The sequence below is a fragment of the Xanthomonas sp. A1809 genome (assembly GCF_017746015.1).
Classification (GTDB): Bacteria; Pseudomonadota; Gammaproteobacteria; order Xanthomonadales; family Xanthomonadaceae; genus Xanthomonas; species Xanthomonas euvesicatoria.
In genome coordinates this window covers 142,615-158,654 of record NZ_JAGHWZ010000010.1, presented here as the reverse complement: position 1 = coordinate 158,654, position 16,040 = coordinate 142,615, and the positions used below count along the sequence as shown (strand labels likewise).

Annotated in this window: 11 protein-coding genes; 3 read left to right on the top strand and 8 right to left on the bottom strand. The window is 65.5% G+C overall.

Annotated elements, in window-relative coordinates:
* Nucleotides 1–5: 5 nt before the first annotated feature.
* From gspF to J7396_RS14980, 6 genes are all read right to left on the bottom strand, one after another.
* Entirely contained in the window at nt 6–1,208 is a 1,203-nt protein-coding gene (gene gspF, locus J7396_RS15005) for a type II secretion system inner membrane protein GspF (protein WP_122273288.1), read from the bottom strand.
* On the bottom strand, nt 1,195–2,742 hold the full coding sequence (gene gspE, locus J7396_RS15000; protein ID WP_280515042.1) for a type II secretion system ATPase GspE: 1,548 nt from the start codon (nt 2,740–2,742) through the stop codon (nt 1,195–1,197). Before gspE ends, gspF begins: the two co-directional genes overlap by 14 nt.
* Entirely contained in the window at nt 2,687–4,765 is a 2,079-nt protein-coding gene (gspD, locus tag J7396_RS14995; RefSeq protein WP_209261671.1) for a type II secretion system secretin GspD, read from the bottom strand. Before gspD ends, gspE begins: the two co-directional genes overlap by 56 nt.
* Complete coding sequence (locus J7396_RS14990) at nt 4,762–5,580, bottom strand: type II secretion system protein N (RefSeq protein ID WP_008572136.1); 819 nt, start codon at nt 5,578–5,580, stop codon at nt 4,762–4,764. Before J7396_RS14990 ends, gspD begins: the two co-directional genes overlap by 4 nt.
* 159 nt (nt 5,581–5,739) lie before the next feature.
* Nucleotides 5,740–8,397, bottom strand: coding sequence for a TonB-dependent receptor (locus tag J7396_RS14985; protein ID WP_122273292.1), 2,658 nt, complete (start codon nt 8,395–8,397; stop codon nt 5,740–5,742).
* A gap of 77 nt (nt 8,398–8,474) precedes the next feature.
* Nucleotides 8,475–9,947, bottom strand: coding sequence for a hypothetical protein (locus J7396_RS14980; protein WP_011346363.1), 1,473 nt, complete (start codon nt 9,945–9,947; stop codon nt 8,475–8,477).
* A 185-nt stretch (nt 9,948–10,132) separates the two neighbouring features.
* Between J7396_RS14980 and J7396_RS14975 the strand changes: the two genes are divergently transcribed.
* On the top strand, nt 10,133–10,993 hold the full coding sequence (locus J7396_RS14975; RefSeq protein ID WP_209261670.1) for a 2OG-Fe(II) oxygenase: 861 nt from the start codon (nt 10,133–10,135) through the stop codon (nt 10,991–10,993).
* A gap of 298 nt (nt 10,994–11,291) precedes the next feature.
* Nucleotides 11,292–13,337, top strand: a complete 2,046-nt coding sequence (locus J7396_RS14970; RefSeq protein WP_209261669.1) for a TonB-dependent receptor — start codon at nt 11,292–11,294, stop codon at nt 13,335–13,337.
* Nucleotides 13,338–13,588: 251 nt separating this feature from the next.
* On the opposite strand, the gene J7396_RS14965 is transcribed toward J7396_RS14970, so the two are convergent.
* Together J7396_RS14965 and J7396_RS14960 are read right to left on the bottom strand one after the other, a co-directional pair.
* A complete protein-coding gene (locus tag J7396_RS14965; protein WP_209261668.1) occupies nt 13,589–14,008 on the bottom strand; it encodes a VanZ family protein in 420 nt (139 codons plus the stop codon).
* Nucleotides 13,996–15,249, bottom strand: a complete 1,254-nt coding sequence (locus J7396_RS14960; protein WP_029818631.1) for a class I SAM-dependent methyltransferase — start codon at nt 15,247–15,249, stop codon at nt 13,996–13,998. The genes J7396_RS14965 and J7396_RS14960 overlap by 13 nt, the downstream gene beginning before the upstream one ends.
* Between J7396_RS14960 and J7396_RS14955 the strand changes: the two genes are divergently transcribed.
* Entirely contained in the window at nt 15,248–15,985 is a 738-nt protein-coding gene (locus J7396_RS14955) for a pteridine reductase (RefSeq protein ID WP_029818630.1), read from the top strand. The genes J7396_RS14960 and J7396_RS14955 overlap by 2 nt on opposite strands.
* The last annotated feature ends 55 nt before the right edge of the window (nt 15,986–16,040 follow it).

The following is a 16,040-nucleotide window of genomic DNA, read 5'->3' as shown; positions in this document are numbered from 1 at the left end:
CGCGCTCAACCAAGCGCGAGGGTGTTGAATTGCAGGATGGGCAGCAGGATCGACAACACGATCACCGCCACCACGCCGCCGAGCAGCACGATGATGGCCGGCTCCAACAGGCTCATCGCGGCGGCGGTGAAGGTCTCGAATTCGCGCTCCAGGTAATCGGCGGCACGCTCCAGCATCGGCGCCAAGCGTCCGCTGTTTTCGCCGCTGGAGGCCATGTACAGCAGCGTTGGCGGAAACACCCCCGCGCGCTTCATGGCCGCGGCCAGGCTGCCGCCTTCGCGGATCGCGGTGACCATGCCGTCGGTGGCCAGGCGTAACGCGCGGTTGTCCACGGTGCGTGCGGCAATCATCAGCCCCTCCATCAACGGCAAGCCGCTGTTGACCATGATGGCCAGGGTGCGCGCCATGCGCGCGGCGTGCAGATCGCGGAGCAACCGGCCCAGCAGTGGCGCACGCAGTAACGCGCGGTCCGCCGTCAGGCGCAGTGCCGGGCGTTTGAGCAGCTGCAACGCCGCAACCACCGCAATCACCAGCGCGATCAGCAGCGGGATACCGGCATGCAGCAGAAAATGCGACACGCCGATCACCGCGCGCGTCAGCCACGGCAGGGCGCGGCCCATCGAATCGAACTGGTCCACCACCTTGGGCACCACGAAGGTCATCAGCACGATCACCACCGCACCGGCCGTCGCTGCCAGCGCCGCCGGATAGACCAATGCAGACTGCAACTTGCTGCGCACCTGTGCCTGGCGTTCGAGCAGATCGGCCAGTCGTTCCAGCACCTGCGGCAACGCACCCGCGCTTTCGCCGGCGGCCACCATCGCCCGATACAACGCAGGGAACGCCTTGCCCTGGCGTGCCATCGCATCGGACAGGCGGAATCCTTCGACCACCAATGCATGCGTCTGGCTGGTGACCCGACGCACGCCGCGGCGTTCGGACTGGGTGCCAATGGTGCGCAAGGCCTCTTCCAGCGGCGCGGTCTCCACCAGCGTGGCAAGCTGGCGGGTGAACAGCACCAGATCCTTGCCGCTGAAACGCGCTGCGCGGCCGGCCTTGCTGCCGGCCGCGGCCGCAACTTCCACGCGCACCGGCACCCATTGCCGCTGTTCCAGCAGCGCACGTGCGCCGTGCGCGCTGTCGGCACTGATGACCCCGTGCCGGTTGCGCCCATGCAGATCGAGCACGGTGTAATCAAACTGCGGCATGCGCGTCGTCCTGTTGGCGGGTCACACGCAGCGCTTCTTCCAGCGTAGTCAGGCCTTGCAGCACGGCAGCGCGTGCGGCATCGCCCAGCCGCGGCGCGCGTGCGAAGGCCACAGCAGCCAGCGCGTCTTCGTCGGCGTTGTCGCCGATCAAACGGCGCATCGCATCGTCTACCGCAATGGCCTCGTAGATGCCCACGCGCCCTGCGTATCCGCTATGGTGGCAGACGTTGCAGCCCACGGCGGTGTAGATCACTGCATCGGCCGGCGCATCCAGCAGTTGGGCCGTTGCGGCGTCCATCGGCCGTGCACTGCGGCATTGCGTGCACAAGCGCCGCACCAGCCGCTGCGCCAGGATCAGTCGCAGACTGGAAGCCAGCAAGAACGGCTCGATCCCCATGTCACGTAACCGCGTGACCGCGCCCACCGCATCGTTGGTGTGCACGGTGGAGAGCACCAGATGGCCGGTGAGGCTGGCCTGTACCGCAATCTGCGCGGTCTCGGTATCGCGGATCTCGCCGATCATCACCACGTCCGGGTCCTGGCGCAGGATCGCGCGCAGGCCGGCGGCGAAGGTCATGCCGACACGTGCGTTGACCTGGGTCTGGCCGACGCCATCGATGGCGTATTCCACCGGATCTTCCACGGTGAGGATGTTGCGCGAGCCATCGTTGAGCAGGCGCAGCGCCGCGTACAAGGTCGTGGTCTTGCCCGAACCGGTGGGCCCGGTGACCAGCACGATGCCATTGGGCACCTGCAATGCGCGCTGCACGGTGTGCATCACCGCAGGTGGCATGCCCAGCTGCGCCAGCGACAGCGTGCCCTGCTCCTTGTCCAGGATACGCAACACCACCCGCTCGCTGCCGCGCGTGGGCAACGTGGACACACGCACGTCCAGTGCCTTGGCCCCCATCACCAGCGACACGCGCCCATCCTGCGGGATGCGTTTTTCGGCGATATCCAGCCGCGCCATCACCTTGACGCGCGACACCAGCAGCGGTGCGATGCGTCCGGGCAGCGTGGCTGCCTCGCGCATCACGCCATCCACGCGCAGGCGCACGCGCAGGCGCGACTCGTAGGATTCCAGATGCACGTCGGATGCACCCAGCCGCGCGGCCTCGGCGATGATGCCGTTGATCAAACGAATGATCGGCGCATCGTCCTGGCTGTCGAGCAGATCGGCGGTGGGAATGTCGTCGATCAACGAATCCAGGCTGCCATGCAGATCCAGCGCTTCCACCTGCACACCTTGCTCCAGCCCGGCATCGGCGTAGATCTCCGATACCTGCCGGTCGAACACTGGCGGCGCCAGCGTGCGCACCTGCAGTGGCATGCCCAACGCGCGGCGCAACTCGATCAGGGCCTGCACATCGCCACCTTCGCGCAAACCGATCTGCGCGGTGGTGTCGCTGCCAAGCAGCACTACGCCGTGACGCTTGGCGAATGCATAGGAAATGCTGGCGCGGGCGCTGCTCATGGCATCAACGCTGCACGGGACGTGCGCCGGGCGCAGGTATTGTTGCCGGTGCCGGCGCAACCGACGATGGACCGGCCGGCAGCTGCGGCGGCTGCGCACGCAAGTAGTCGCGCACCAGCGCATCCAGCGCCGCTTCCGGATCGCCATCGGCCAGCTGACGCTCGCGCAGGTAGTTGTAGCGTGGCGCGGTCATGCGCTGGGCATCGGCTGCATCGCGAATGATGGTAGGGCGAATGAACACCATCAGATTGGTCTTGTCGCGGTTGCGCGACTTGTGCCGGAACAACGCGCCCAGGCCGGGTACATCGCCAAGTAGCGGCACTTTCTCCACGGTCTGGCGGTCGTTCTGATCGAGCAGGCCGCCAAGCGCCACGATGGCACCGTTCTCCACCACCACGCGCGTTTCGATCTGGCGCTTGTTGAACACCAGCTCCGAGGATTGCGCGCTGACCGGCCCGGCAATGGCCGAGACTTCCTGCTTGATCGCCAGCGTGATGCCGCCGGCCGTGTTGATCTGCGGGCGCACTTCCAGCTCCACGCCCACGTCCTGGCGCTGGATGGTGCGGAATGGGTTGTCGTTGGCCGCACCGAGCACTTCGCCGGTGGTGATCGGCACTTCCTGGCCTACCAGGATGCGCGCCTGCTCGTTGTCCAGGGTCATGATCGACGGCGTGGACAACAGGTTGGAGCCGGTGTCGCTCTTGACTGCGTCGATGATCATGCCGAACACCGCGTCGTTGCTTTGCCCGGCCAGGCCGATCAGGCCACCGCTCAGGCCCAGCAGCGATTGCGCAGCCACGTTGCGTGCCTGTTCCAGCACCGAATCGTCGTCGGCATTGCCGCTGCGCGTGCCAGCCGCCGCCGCAGCCAGCGGCACGATGCCTGGCGAGGCGCCGCCGTATTGCGTGGCGATCAGCGGCACCGTGCCATTGCGGCCAGCCAACAGCAGCTGCACGCCCAGGCGCTTGGCAGCGGTGTCTGAGATCTCCACCACGATCGCTTCGACCAATACCTGCTCGCGATGCACATCCAGCTGCCGGATCACATCCATCAGGGCGCGCTGTGTTTCCGGGTCGGCATTGATGATCAACGCATTGGAGCCCGGGTAGCGCACGATCACCGGGCGCTTGCCTGCCGCCGGCGCGATCACCTGCGTCTGCGCCGCGCCGCTCGCCGCAGCCACGTCCATCGCAGTGGAACGTGTGTCCTGCCCGGCCTGCGCCTCGTTGCCGGGCGTCTGCCCGACCAGCTGCTGCAGCACCGGCAGCAATTGCTCGGCACTGGCGTGCTGCAGGCGCACCACGCTCACGTCGCCGCGGCGCTCGGCGCGCCCGTCCAGATCGACTGCGGTGCGTACCACGCGCTGCACCAGTGCGGGGTCGCCGCGCACGATCAAGGAATTGCTGCTTTCCACCGGCAATACCGACAACACATTGCTGCGCTCGCCGCCTTGCCCGAACAGCGAGGTCAGGGTGCGCGCCAGTTCCTGCGCCGAGCTGTTGCGCAGCGTCACCGTGTCGATGGCCGCACGGTCGGTGTCGATCTGCGCCACCAACGTGCGAATGCGTCGCAGGTTGTCGGCGTAGTCGGCAATCAACAGGCTGTTGCCTTGCGGCATCGCCATGATCACACCACCGCGCCCGATCAGCGGCTTGAGGATTTCTGCCGCGCTGCGTGCGTCCACGCGCTGCAGGGTGAAGACCTGCGTTGCAAATCCCAGGTTGCCGTTGGCGGCGCTACCCGGCTGCTGCGCGGCGGTGTCGTCGGGAATGATGCGATAGGTCGATGGCCCGCTGGACACCGCAATCAATCCATTGGCGCGCAACACGGCCAGCAGCATGCCCAGCAGATCGGCTTCGGACATCGCCTGCGCGCGCGCCACGTTGACCGAGCCCTGCACGCGCGTGTCCACGATGAAGGTAATGCCGGTGGCACGCGAGACGTCCTGGATGAAAGCGCGCAGGTCCACGTCCTGCAGGCGCACGGCCGGTGCATCGGCGGCATGCAACGCAGTCATCGGCACCGCGGGCAGCGCGAGCAACAACGTGGCCGAGAGCAGCCAGAGCGGGCGAACAGCAGTCATTGCGGGCGCTTCAAGGTCATGGTGTGGGTCTGGCCGTCGCGGCGGTAGGTCAGCGTGGCGCTCTGGCCATCGCGCAATTCGTCCTGCAGCTCGCGCAGATGTTCTGCATCGAGCGTGCGGCCGTTGATCTGGGTCAGCACATCGCCCGGCGCCAGACCGGCCTGACGCAGCAGTGCGCCATCGCCGCGCGGCATGATGGTGAAACCGCCACCATCGGCGCTGGCGCGCAAGCCGGCACTGGCGAGCAGCTGCTGCGCATCGACGGCGGTGGCTGCGCTCGCGCCTGCTGCCGTGGTGACATTCGATTGCACGGCTGCCGGAGCAACGGTCGGCGCGGTTGCGCTCGTTGCTGCAGGCCGGAGCGATGCACCCGCAGCAGATGCCTCGCCCAATGCAATGCGACGCACACTGGCGCCAGCGCGCAGCAGCACTTGATCGGCCGCGATCGCCTGCACCACCACGCCGGGCGCAACCGTGTCGCCGACGCGGTAGACGCCTTGCCGGCCATCGCTACCGCTGAGATAGGCGGCCGCCTGGGTGCCGCCAGCACGCACGCCATGCAGCACCATGCCATCGCGATTGGTGTCGGAGGCGCTGCGATGGAACACATCGCGACGCAATGCGGACACGTCGAGAGTAGTGACGCGACCGCGCTGCGCAGTGCCCAACGGCCCGATCGGCGTGAGCACCAGCCACAACAGGCGCACACCTTGCAGCACCAGCAACGCAACCACGCAACACGCCACCGCCGTGCGAACGCCTGGCGCCAGCAACAAGGAATTCAACGAGGGCCAGGCGCGCTGCAAAGCGGACATCCGTCTCAGGATTTCGATTGGATGACAGAATGCGGCTGCAATGTGTCAGTTCGAAGAAACCAATGACACAGACCGACACACGGCGCCATACGACTAAACGCAAACGCCCGCCATGCAACGCACAGCGGGCGCTTGCGACACTGGCAACTGCACCTCAGATCAGAAGCGCGCTGTCACACTGATGTCATAGCTGATGCCAGGCTGGTAGGTGTACAGGTCCACCCGGTTGCTCCCTACCTTCTGGTACTCCTGGTACTTGGTCTTGAGCAGGTTACGCGCGGCAAAATTCACCGACACCGTCTCGCCGGACCACGTCAGGCCCTGCTTGATCACCAGATCCAGCGAGGTGCCCGGCTTGTCGATGTAATCCGGCTGCCCGGGGCGACCACGCGCGGACACCCGCTTGCCCACGTAGTTGGCGATCAACGTCGCCTGGCTGAGCGTGCGCTCGCTTTCCACCCCGATCTGCAGGTTGGCGATGTCATCGGACTGGCCTTGCAATGCCGAACCATCGCGGATGAACAAGGTCGCCTGCACCGGTGCGCTGAAGCCGAACGGCTGCACCGTATCGCCATCGCTGGCACTAACCTCGGACGTGGTTCGGGTGTAATTGCCGGACACGAACATGCGTTTGTCGCCCCACCAGTCGGCAGCGATCGGCAACTCCAGATACTTCTTGGCCTCCAGCTCCACGCCGTACAGCGTCGCCTTGGGCGCATTGATGAAGCTCTGCACGATGCCGCCGCCGGGGGCGTCGTTGACGATGGCTTCGATCGGCTTGTCGATGTTCTTGTAGAACGCGCCGACGGTGACGTATTGGCCCGGTTCGAAGAACCATTCGTAGCGTGCGTCCAGATTGACCAGCTCGCTGTCGACCAAAAACGGGTTGCCGAAGAACTGGCGGTCGATGTCCGGGTCCAGATACTGCTGTGGCGCCATTTCGCGAAACTGCGGGCGTGCGATGGTCTTGGAAGCGCCAAAGCGCAGCTGCTGGTTCTCGGCAAAATTCCAGGTGACCGTGGCCGACGGCAGCGCATAGCTGTTGTGCAACGGTGCCACACCGTCCTGGCGCGTGCCGCTGAAGATGTCGTACGGATGCACCGCTTGGGTGGCGTCTTCGTAACGCACGCCTGCCGTGGCGCGCAGCGTCGGCATGATCTCGCCCTCTGCCTGCAGATACGCCGCCTTGACCTTCAAGTTCGCGTCGTAGGCAGCCGCACCGAAACTACCGGTGGTTTCGCGCAGACGCAGCAGATCGTTGCTGAGGTTGTAATCGGAGAACAGATAATCCACGCGCTGGTACTGGTTCAGGAACGGCAGCGGCCCGTCCAGCGCCAGGAAACGGAATTCGCGGCTCCACGCGCTGCGGTCGTTGTCCAGATAGGCCAGCCCGCCCTTGACGGTGAGGTCGTGCTCCATCGGCAAGCGCCAGGTGACATCCACGCCACCGCTGGCCACCTTGTCGTCGACCTTGCTGAAACGCGTGTAGTTCTGCACGCGTGAGGCATCGTGCGCCCAGTAGCCGTCCAGCCGCTCGTAACGAATCCCGGTTTCGTAAGGCACATCGCGGCTGGCGTTGGCCACTGCAGCGCGCCATTCGATCTTCAGGTCGTCGTATTCGCCGAAGGCGTGCGTGCCGCGTAGTTGGTTGTTGATCAACTGCCGCGCGTACCACTCGGTGTTGTCGTCGCGCACGTCGAAACCTGCCAGTTCGTCGCGACCGGCGCGGCTGCGCGCCACCTTCAAGGTGTCGTGCACGTAGAGCGTGGTCCAGCCGATGGTATGCCGGCCATATTCCCACCCTAGCCCCAGCATGCCGTTGCTGCGCACGTTGTTGCGGGTGGTGGCGAAGTCGTAGTTGGAATTGAACTCGACGCTGTCGCCGACAAAGATGCCGTCCTGCTGCTTGCCGGTGCGCGTGCGCCATTCGTTGTCGTAGCTGGCCACCGCGATGATGCCCAGCTTGGCCTCGCCCACATCCATGCTGTAGCCGGCGCTGCCGCCGACATTGACGTCCGGAGCGATGCTGTCCTTTTCCTGCAGCACATACAGGTTGGCATCGTTCAAGCTGCGCCCGATGCGACGGATGTCCTCGCGCGAAAAGCTGCCCAGATCGACTCGGCGGCCGGTCCTGATCGCATCGCGCAAGGCGGTAGGCTGCTTGCGGATGCCATCATCAAAACCCCACTCGTCATCGTCGGAGCCGTAATAGGTCAGGCCTTTTTCGCCGGTGCTGACGCTGTTGGCCCCACCACCCACGGTCAACGACAGGAACGGCGTGTCGGGGATTTCCATCGATTGCAGATCGATCACGCCGCCGCCGAATTCGCCCGGATAATCGGCCGAATAGGTCTTTTGCACGGTCACACTGGCCAGCACATCGCTGGGGAACAGGTCCAGCGGCACCACGCGCTGCATCGGCTCTGGGCTGGGCAGCGGCGAACCGTTGAACAACGCAGACGAATAGCGCTCGCCCAGACCGCGCACATACACATACTTGCCGCGCGACAGGCTCAGCCCGGTGACACGCGTCAGCGCCACCGCGGCGCTGCTGTCGCCGGTGCGCTCCATGTCTTCGCGCGTCACGAACGAGGCCACTTCGGAGGTTTGCAGCATCGGCTCGGGAATGTAGTCGCCACGCACCACGACCTGGTCGAGTTGCTTGGGCACACTGGTACTGGCCGCGCTGGACGTACTGCTGCCGGCGTCGGCGTCGCTGGTGGTCGACTGCGCCATGGCGGCGCCGGACATCAGCAAGGTGGAAATGGAAAGAGACAGGCCCGTCCGCGAGAGACGGGCAACAGCAGAGGTTCGCATCGTGGGAGCCCTGGCAACAGAAAGATGAAGCTGGACGCATCGCACGGCGACCGATGGCCGCCGTGCGATGCCATGCCTCAGCAGGGACGGTCGGCGGTCAGCCCGCAGGTCCAGCCCTGCCACCACGTATCGTTGGCATCGCGCACGCCACCGATGTAGTTCACCTGCTGGAAGAAGCTGCTCACCCCGTTCAGGCCCTGGAACGCCGGTACTGCCGATTCATTGGCGCCATTGACGAAGGTGTTCTGCAAGGTGGACACGCCGTTGGCGACATTGTTGGTGCCGGCTGCGAACTGGCTGGCCGCACGCGCGTCGCTGCCGAAGGCCGTCGGGCAGGCGAAGAACACCGAGTTGAAGGTGCCGAGCGTGTCGGTATCGGCCAGGTTGAAGCATACCAGGCCATCACCAGTGCCGCCGGCTGGGCGCGTGACCACCGAGTTGTAGAACGCGGCCTGGGTGCCCTGGTTGAGCATGATCGCCGCACCGGCGCGCGCGTTGCCCACGTAGGTGAAGTTGGCCACTTTCGGGCGCGAATACGGCTGGCGACGCAGGCTGCTCCACTCGTTCATGCGGTCGCCACCACCGGCGCGCTGCACCACGATGCCGAACTGCAGTGCACCGCTCCAGCCAGCATCGGTATCCAGCGAATCGTCGTCGGCACCGGTGATGACCAGGTGGCTGCCGTTGACCGTCCCGCCGAACCATTCGATGCCGTCGTCGGAGCTGTTGTGGATCTGCACATAATCCAGCTTGGTGCCGCTTCCCACGCCCGCCAGGGTGATGCCCTGCAATTCGTTGTTGGGCGAAATTTCGAAGCCCGAATACATCACGCGCAGGTAGCGCATCGAACCGCTGTTGTCGGTGGCGTTGTTGCCGCCATAGAACGCATTGGTCCCCTCGACCTGCGCCTGACATTCCGGCGTCCCCGACACGGTGGTGCCCGGGCAGTTGTTGATCGCCGCGCGCCCCAGCACCACGATACCGCCCCACAGGCCGATGGTATTGGCACTGACCGTGCTCTCCAGCGCCTGACGTGCGGTGAAGACGATCGGCGCAGTCGCACTGCCTTCGGCAAAGATCTGCGAACCGCGATTGACCACGATGTAGTCGCTACCGGCCGACCCGAACAGGGTCACGCCCGGCTCGATGGTCAAGACACCCTGCGTGCTGCCGGCGGCCGGTGCGGTGGCGTTGCCGCCGCGGTCGGTGCCGACATTGACGCGGCCGCTGATCGAGTAAACGGTGCCCGCGCGCGCCGGCACCACCAGGTTGCCATTGATGGTTTCCGGCAACTGGCAGGCGCGTAGCGTGTTGTTGGCGATGGTGCCGACGTTGGAAAAACCGCTCGGGCAATCGGCGGCCGGGCCGCTCGGTGCGGGTGCCGGCGTTGGTGCAGGCGTGGGCGCCGGCGTCGGTGTGGGGGCCGGTGCCGGCGGGAATGCGCCTTCACCTGGCGAGGCGACACGGTCGGCTCCGCCACCACAGGCCGACAGCGCCAGTGCGGTACCAAAGGTCATGAGAAGTGTCTTGCTGCTGTTGCGAACGGCCATGCGGCTGATCTCCAGGTCAAAGGTCGGTATGAAGAGGAGTCGTCAAGAATTGGTGGCGTTCCGCGCACTGCAGTGGCGAGCACGTTCAAGATCCCCGTCACTTTTATAGAGGGCATCTGTTTCATTTGTCTTACCACGACACAATTGACATACCAATGCCACATGCCGACATGCACTGTAGAGCGATGACACACGCCGATATCCCGACCCCGCTGGCCCACTGGATCGTGGCGCAAGCCGTGGCCGGCCATCCGCCCGAGCAAGCGCTACAGCCGCTACTGGATCAGGGCTGGAACGAACAGGACGCCATCGATGCAGTCGAGGCACTGGTCCGTGCCCACATCCGGCAACACGCGCAAGCGAACGGCTTGCCGATGCCGGTGCGCGTGCCCGCGTTGCAACAAGACGCCGATGCCTCGCTACTTGCGTTGGGCGACCGCGATGTGCGCGTGTTGGTCAGCCTGTTGCTGCCGCGCGTGGTGGTACTCGGCGGCTTTCTTTCCGACGAGGAATGCGATGCATTGATCGCCTTGGCCCAGCCGCATCTGGCGCGCTCGCGCACCGTGGACAATGCAAACGGAGAGCACGTGGTGCATGCCGCGCGCACCAGCGACAGCATGTGCCTGCGCCTTGGCCAGGATGCGCTGTGTCAACGTATCGAAGCGCGCATCGCGCGCCTGCTCGACTGGCCAGTCGATCACGGCGAAGGGTTGCAAGTGCTGCGCTACGCCACCGGTGCGGAATACCGGCCGCATTACGATTACTTCGATCCGGACGCAGCCGGCACCCCGGTGTTGGTGCAGGCCGGCGGGCAACGCGTCGCCTCGCTGGTGATGTACCTCAACACGCCAGAACGCGGTGGTGCGACGCGTTTTCCTGACGCGCATCTGGATGTCGCTGCGGTCAAGGGCAATGCAGTGTTTTTCAGCTATGACCGCCCGCACCCGATGACACGCAGCCTGCACGCCGGTGCGCCGGTATTGGCTGGCGACAAGTGGGTGGCCACCAAGTGGCTGCGCGAGCGCGCAGTGCGCATGCCCGGATAAGCACCGCAACACCGCGCCGGCGGGATCGACCCCGTCCGCCGCCAGCGCGAAGCGACACGGCACCTGCATCGCCTGCGTGCTGCGGCTGTCGGATGCAGCACCATTGGCTGTTGGCTGTTCCCCACGCCGCGAGCGGCGCATCGCCGACACGCAAGCGGCCCATCAGGCGTTGCAACACGATCACTTGCCGATCGTCCCCCAAGGCGGCAGCAGCGCGACGCGAATTGAATTTGTCAAAATATGTTATAACATGTCATTACTGACACGATTCCATTGGCCCGCAGGTATTGCCCGCTTCATGAAGATCCATTCCCTCGTGGCGACTGTCGCCGCTCTGCTGTTTGCGGCCGACGCACGCGCGCAGTCCTCCGATTCGGCGCTGACGCTCGGCAAGGTCGACGTCCACCAGCATCACGAAGGCCAGCTCAGTGCGCATCAGGTGCTGACGTCGGTGGATGTCCTGGGCGCCGACCAGATCGAGGACAAGAACGTGTCCTACAGCTGGGAATTGCTGGGGCAGATGCCAGGCATGCAGTTGACCGAAACCCGCCAGGGTGCCGAATCCGGCAAGGTCAGCTTCCGCGCCTTCAACGGCGAGGGCTATCTCAATGCGATCAAGACCTTGATCGACGGTATTCCCAGCAACGTCAACAGCGGCAATCAGCGCTTCATCGACATGCTGTTTCCGCTGGAGATCAGCTACATCGAGGTGGTGCGTGGCACCAACGATCCGCGCTATGGGCTGCACAACATCGGCGGCAACATCAACTTCGGCACCCGCCAGGGCGGCAGTTACACCGATGCCCGCGTGGCCTACGGCAGTTACGCCAGCCGCGATGCGCAGATCGCGATAGGGCGCGAACGCGACGGATTCGCGCAGAACTACTTCATCGGCGCACAGGCGTCGGATGGCTATCGTGCGCACGATCGCTCCAGCAAGCATGTGCTGGGCGGCAAATGGTTCTACGGCAGTCTCGACGACGGCATGCGCATCGGCCTGACGGCACGCGCGTACCGCACCAAGGCCGACGAGCCGGGCTTCATGACCGCAGCAGAGTTGCAGGCGGATCGTCGCAACTCGGACCGCCGCAACCGCAACGATGGCGACGACCGCGACATGCAGCAGCTCGGCGTGCATCTGGACCTGAAACTGACCGACACCCTGTTCCTGGGCAGCAAGCTTTACTACAACCGCTACGAGGACGACCGCCGGGTGACCTTCAGCGACCTGCCCACCGGCAATGCCCCGCGCCAGCGTCGGCGCTGGAACGAAACGCAGGTGGGCATGCTCAACACCCTGACCTGGCGCGCCAACGACCTGCTGACCTTGGAAGGCGGCATCAACTACGAACATCAGGACAATGCGTACCGGCGCGAACGCTTCAACTATGCCGAGCCCACCGACTTTGCCGCAGTGCCAGCGCGCATCCAGAACGACGACCGCTATACCTTCGACAATTGGGGCGCCTACGTACAGGCCATCTATCAGCCGGTCGAGGCCCTGAAGCTGGTGCCGGCCTATCGCGTGGACCGCTTCGACGGCGACACACAGCTACCGGGTGCGGTGCGCGCACCGCTGCAGCGTTACGGCAGCATCGGGCAGCCCAAACTCAGCGTGATCTACGCCCTGACGCCCAGCACCAACGTGTACGCCAACTGGGGCCGTACCTTCCAGGTGTTGACCGGCTCCACCGCCCCGGCCTATCTCACCCCAGGGCAAGCCGGCATCCGCCCTTCCACCAACACCGGCGTCGAGCTGGGTATGAAATTCAGCCCATTTGCAGGCAGCCAGGCGCGTATCGCCGTCTGGCAACAGGATGCGGAAAACGAGGTGTCGAACATGCCGGCCACCGGCACCACCGTCACCTTGGGCAAGACGCGTCGCCGCGGCGTGGATGCGCAGATCAGCGCACAGCTGGGCGATCGCTGGACGCTCTGGGCATCGCATGCCTACCAGGAAGCCAGGATCACGCGCGACGACCGTGCCGCTGCGCTTTCGCTGCAAGGCAACGAAGTCATCGCCACGCCCCGCTACATCAGCAACATCGGCGTGGACTACCGCGCGACCGAGGCGTTGCAACTGGGCCTGCAGGGACGCGCCCAGGGCAACTACTACCTCGAAGAGCGCAACGTGGCGGGCAAGTACGGCGGCTTTGCAACGCTCGACCTCACCGCGCGCTATACGATCAACCCGAACTGGAGCGTGGACGTGCAGGTCCGCAATGCCACCGGTCGCGAGTATGCCTACGTGTGGTACGACAGCTTCTTCTGGGCACAGGCGCAGCCCATGTTCTCGCCAGCGGCCGGACGGCAGCTGTATCTCGGGCTGAGAATGAAGCTGTAACGCCGCGGCAGCGGTGGCGAGGTGCGAACCACGGGTCCGCGACGCAGCGTAGCGGCTGCACAAGCCGTCATCGCCAAGCCGGCACCTGGCGCCCCGCCGCGGCTTCGGCACGCTGCTTGGCGCAAGCGGTCCTGGTGCACGATGCTTCAGATCGCTGCGGAAATACGCTGCCAGGTTGATCAGGATCGCGTCGCCGCCTGGCTCCGTTTACGGCAGCGGGCAGGCGCCTGGCCTGCCGAGGCATCGTTCAGTCACCGTCGCCGCTGTCCAAACAGGCGCCGATCGATCCGCAACATCACACATCGCAACGGCGTCCATGCCAGACAGAGCCCGACGAGAATGCCTAATGTATCGGCCAATGCATCGTACGGGTCGGCGCTGCGATTGGTGGTCAGCGCGCCTTGCGCGATTTCGATGCCGATGCCCAGCAACACCAATCCGAACGCAGCCAACGCCAGCGCGCGCCGGGTCGCAAACAACTGCACCGCTCCCCAGCACAACAACGCGAACGTGATGAAGTGCTCGGCCTTGTCGCTGTTGGACGGCAACTCCGGAAACTCCGGCGGCGGCCCCAGGCACACGGCAATGACCACGACGATTGCCGCGATCCACACGCCCACCCACAACCGCGGCCGGTGAAACGGCCGGAGTGCCGAACTCACAACCGCCATGTGAGATCGCCGGACAGGAATGCCGGGGCAAAATCGACATCGCGCGAGAAGCCCATCACCTGGAAGCGCTCGCCCATCTCGCTGGGCAGCGTCAGCCGCTTGATCTGTTCGCGCAGACGCATGCGCCCCACTTCATCGGTGCGCGTATCGGCCTGCGCCAACAATGCGTCCAGCCCATTGCCGAGCAGGAAGCTTGCTTGCGTGCAATACCCGGCCAGCTCGAAACCTGCGCCGGTGCCTGCCTCGGCCAACGCGGTGAAGTCCACCGATGCGGTCAGATCCTGCAGGCCCGGCCAACGGTAGAGATCTTCGTGCATGCGATGCCGGTAAAACGCACGCAACGTGCCGTCCTCGCGCTGCGCACGATAGAACTCGCCGCGCGGGTAACCGTAGTCGACGAACAACATCGCGCCACGCTTCAAACCGCCGGCTACCGCCTGGATCCAGTACGGCAACTGCGGCAGCAACTCGGAGCGATAGCCATCGGCGAACGGCTGCTCCAGATAACGCTCCAGGTGACGCACGGCCGCGCTCAGCAACGCATCGGCCGGTTGCTCGCCGCGCGCGAAGTGCTGCTGGGCATCCAGCACCACGGTTTCTTCATACACCTGCCCATCGCGCAGTGCGAAACGCGGCGTGGGCAAGGCGTCGATGACTTCGTTGGCAAACAGCACGCCATCCCAATCGTCCGGGAACGGCGCATCCAGCCATTCCACCAGATCGAACACCGGCGGAATCAGGCTGCGCCCCAACCGCTCGCGCTGACGTTCGCGCAGGTCGGCGCTGGGCTCCAGGATCGCGTAGCGCTCGGGCAACGCGTCCAGTTCCAGCAGCCGCTTGAGCGTGACTTCGGCAAACGCGCCGCTGCCGCCGCCCACTTCCAGCACCCGCGCTTGCGGCCCGAGCTGTTGCAATACCGGCGCCAACGCGCCGGAGACGGTGGCCGCAAACAACGGCCCCAATTCCGGGGCGGTGACGAAATCGCCGGCCTCGCCGAACTTGCTGGCGCCGGCGCTGTAGTAGCCCAGGCCAGGCGCATACAGCGCCAGCTCCATGAAGCGCGAGAACGGGATCGCACCGCCGGCGGCCTGGATTTCGGCGCGCACATGCGCAGCCAGCCGGTCGCTGTGGGCCAGCGCGTCCGGATCGGGTGTGGGAAGGTCGGCGTGCATGCGGGCACCGGTTGCGGGGACAATGCACAGGATAGCCGAGCCCTCCGCAACGCCGAGCGAGTACGCCATGACAGACAGTTCCAAGGTGGTGTTGATCACCGGTGCCGCCCGCCGCATCGGCGCGCAGATCGCCACCACGCTGCACGCTGCCGGCTACCGCGTTGCACTGCACGCACACCGTTCCGCCGAGGTGCTGGACGCTCGCGTGGCCGAACTGTGCGCCCAGCGTGCCGGCAGCGCACAGGCCTTGCACGCCGATCTGCGGTTGCCCGACGCACCTGCGCAGTTGGTGGCCGACTGCGTCGCCGCGTTTGGTCGCCTGGATGGGGTGGTCAACAACGCCTCGGCGTTCTACTCCACCGCCATTGGCGAGGCCACTGCAGCGCAATGGGACGAGTTGTTTGCGGTCAATGCACGCGCGCCGTTCTTCATCGCGCAAGCGGCCGCCGCACAGTTGCGCCAGCGCCGCGGGGCCATCGTCAACCTCACCGATCTGCACGCGCAGCAGCCGATGCGCAATCACCCGCTGTACGGCGCCTCCAAAAGCGCGCTGGAAATGCTGACCCGTTCGCTGGCGCTGGAACTGGCGCCGCACGTGCGTGTCAACGCGGTCGCGCCTGGCGCCATCCTGTGGCCGGAAGAAGGCAAGTCCGCCGATGCCAAGCAGGCGTTGCTCGCGCGTACGCCGCTGGCGCGCATCGGCACGCCGGAGGAAATTGCCGAAGCGGTGCGCTGGTTGCTGGACGAGGCCAGCTTCGTCACCGGCCATACCCTGCACGTCGATGGCGGCCGCCAGCTCAGTTGAACGACGCTTCCGGGGCCTGCGCACTTTCGCTGCAAAGGGACGCCCCCCGTGTCAT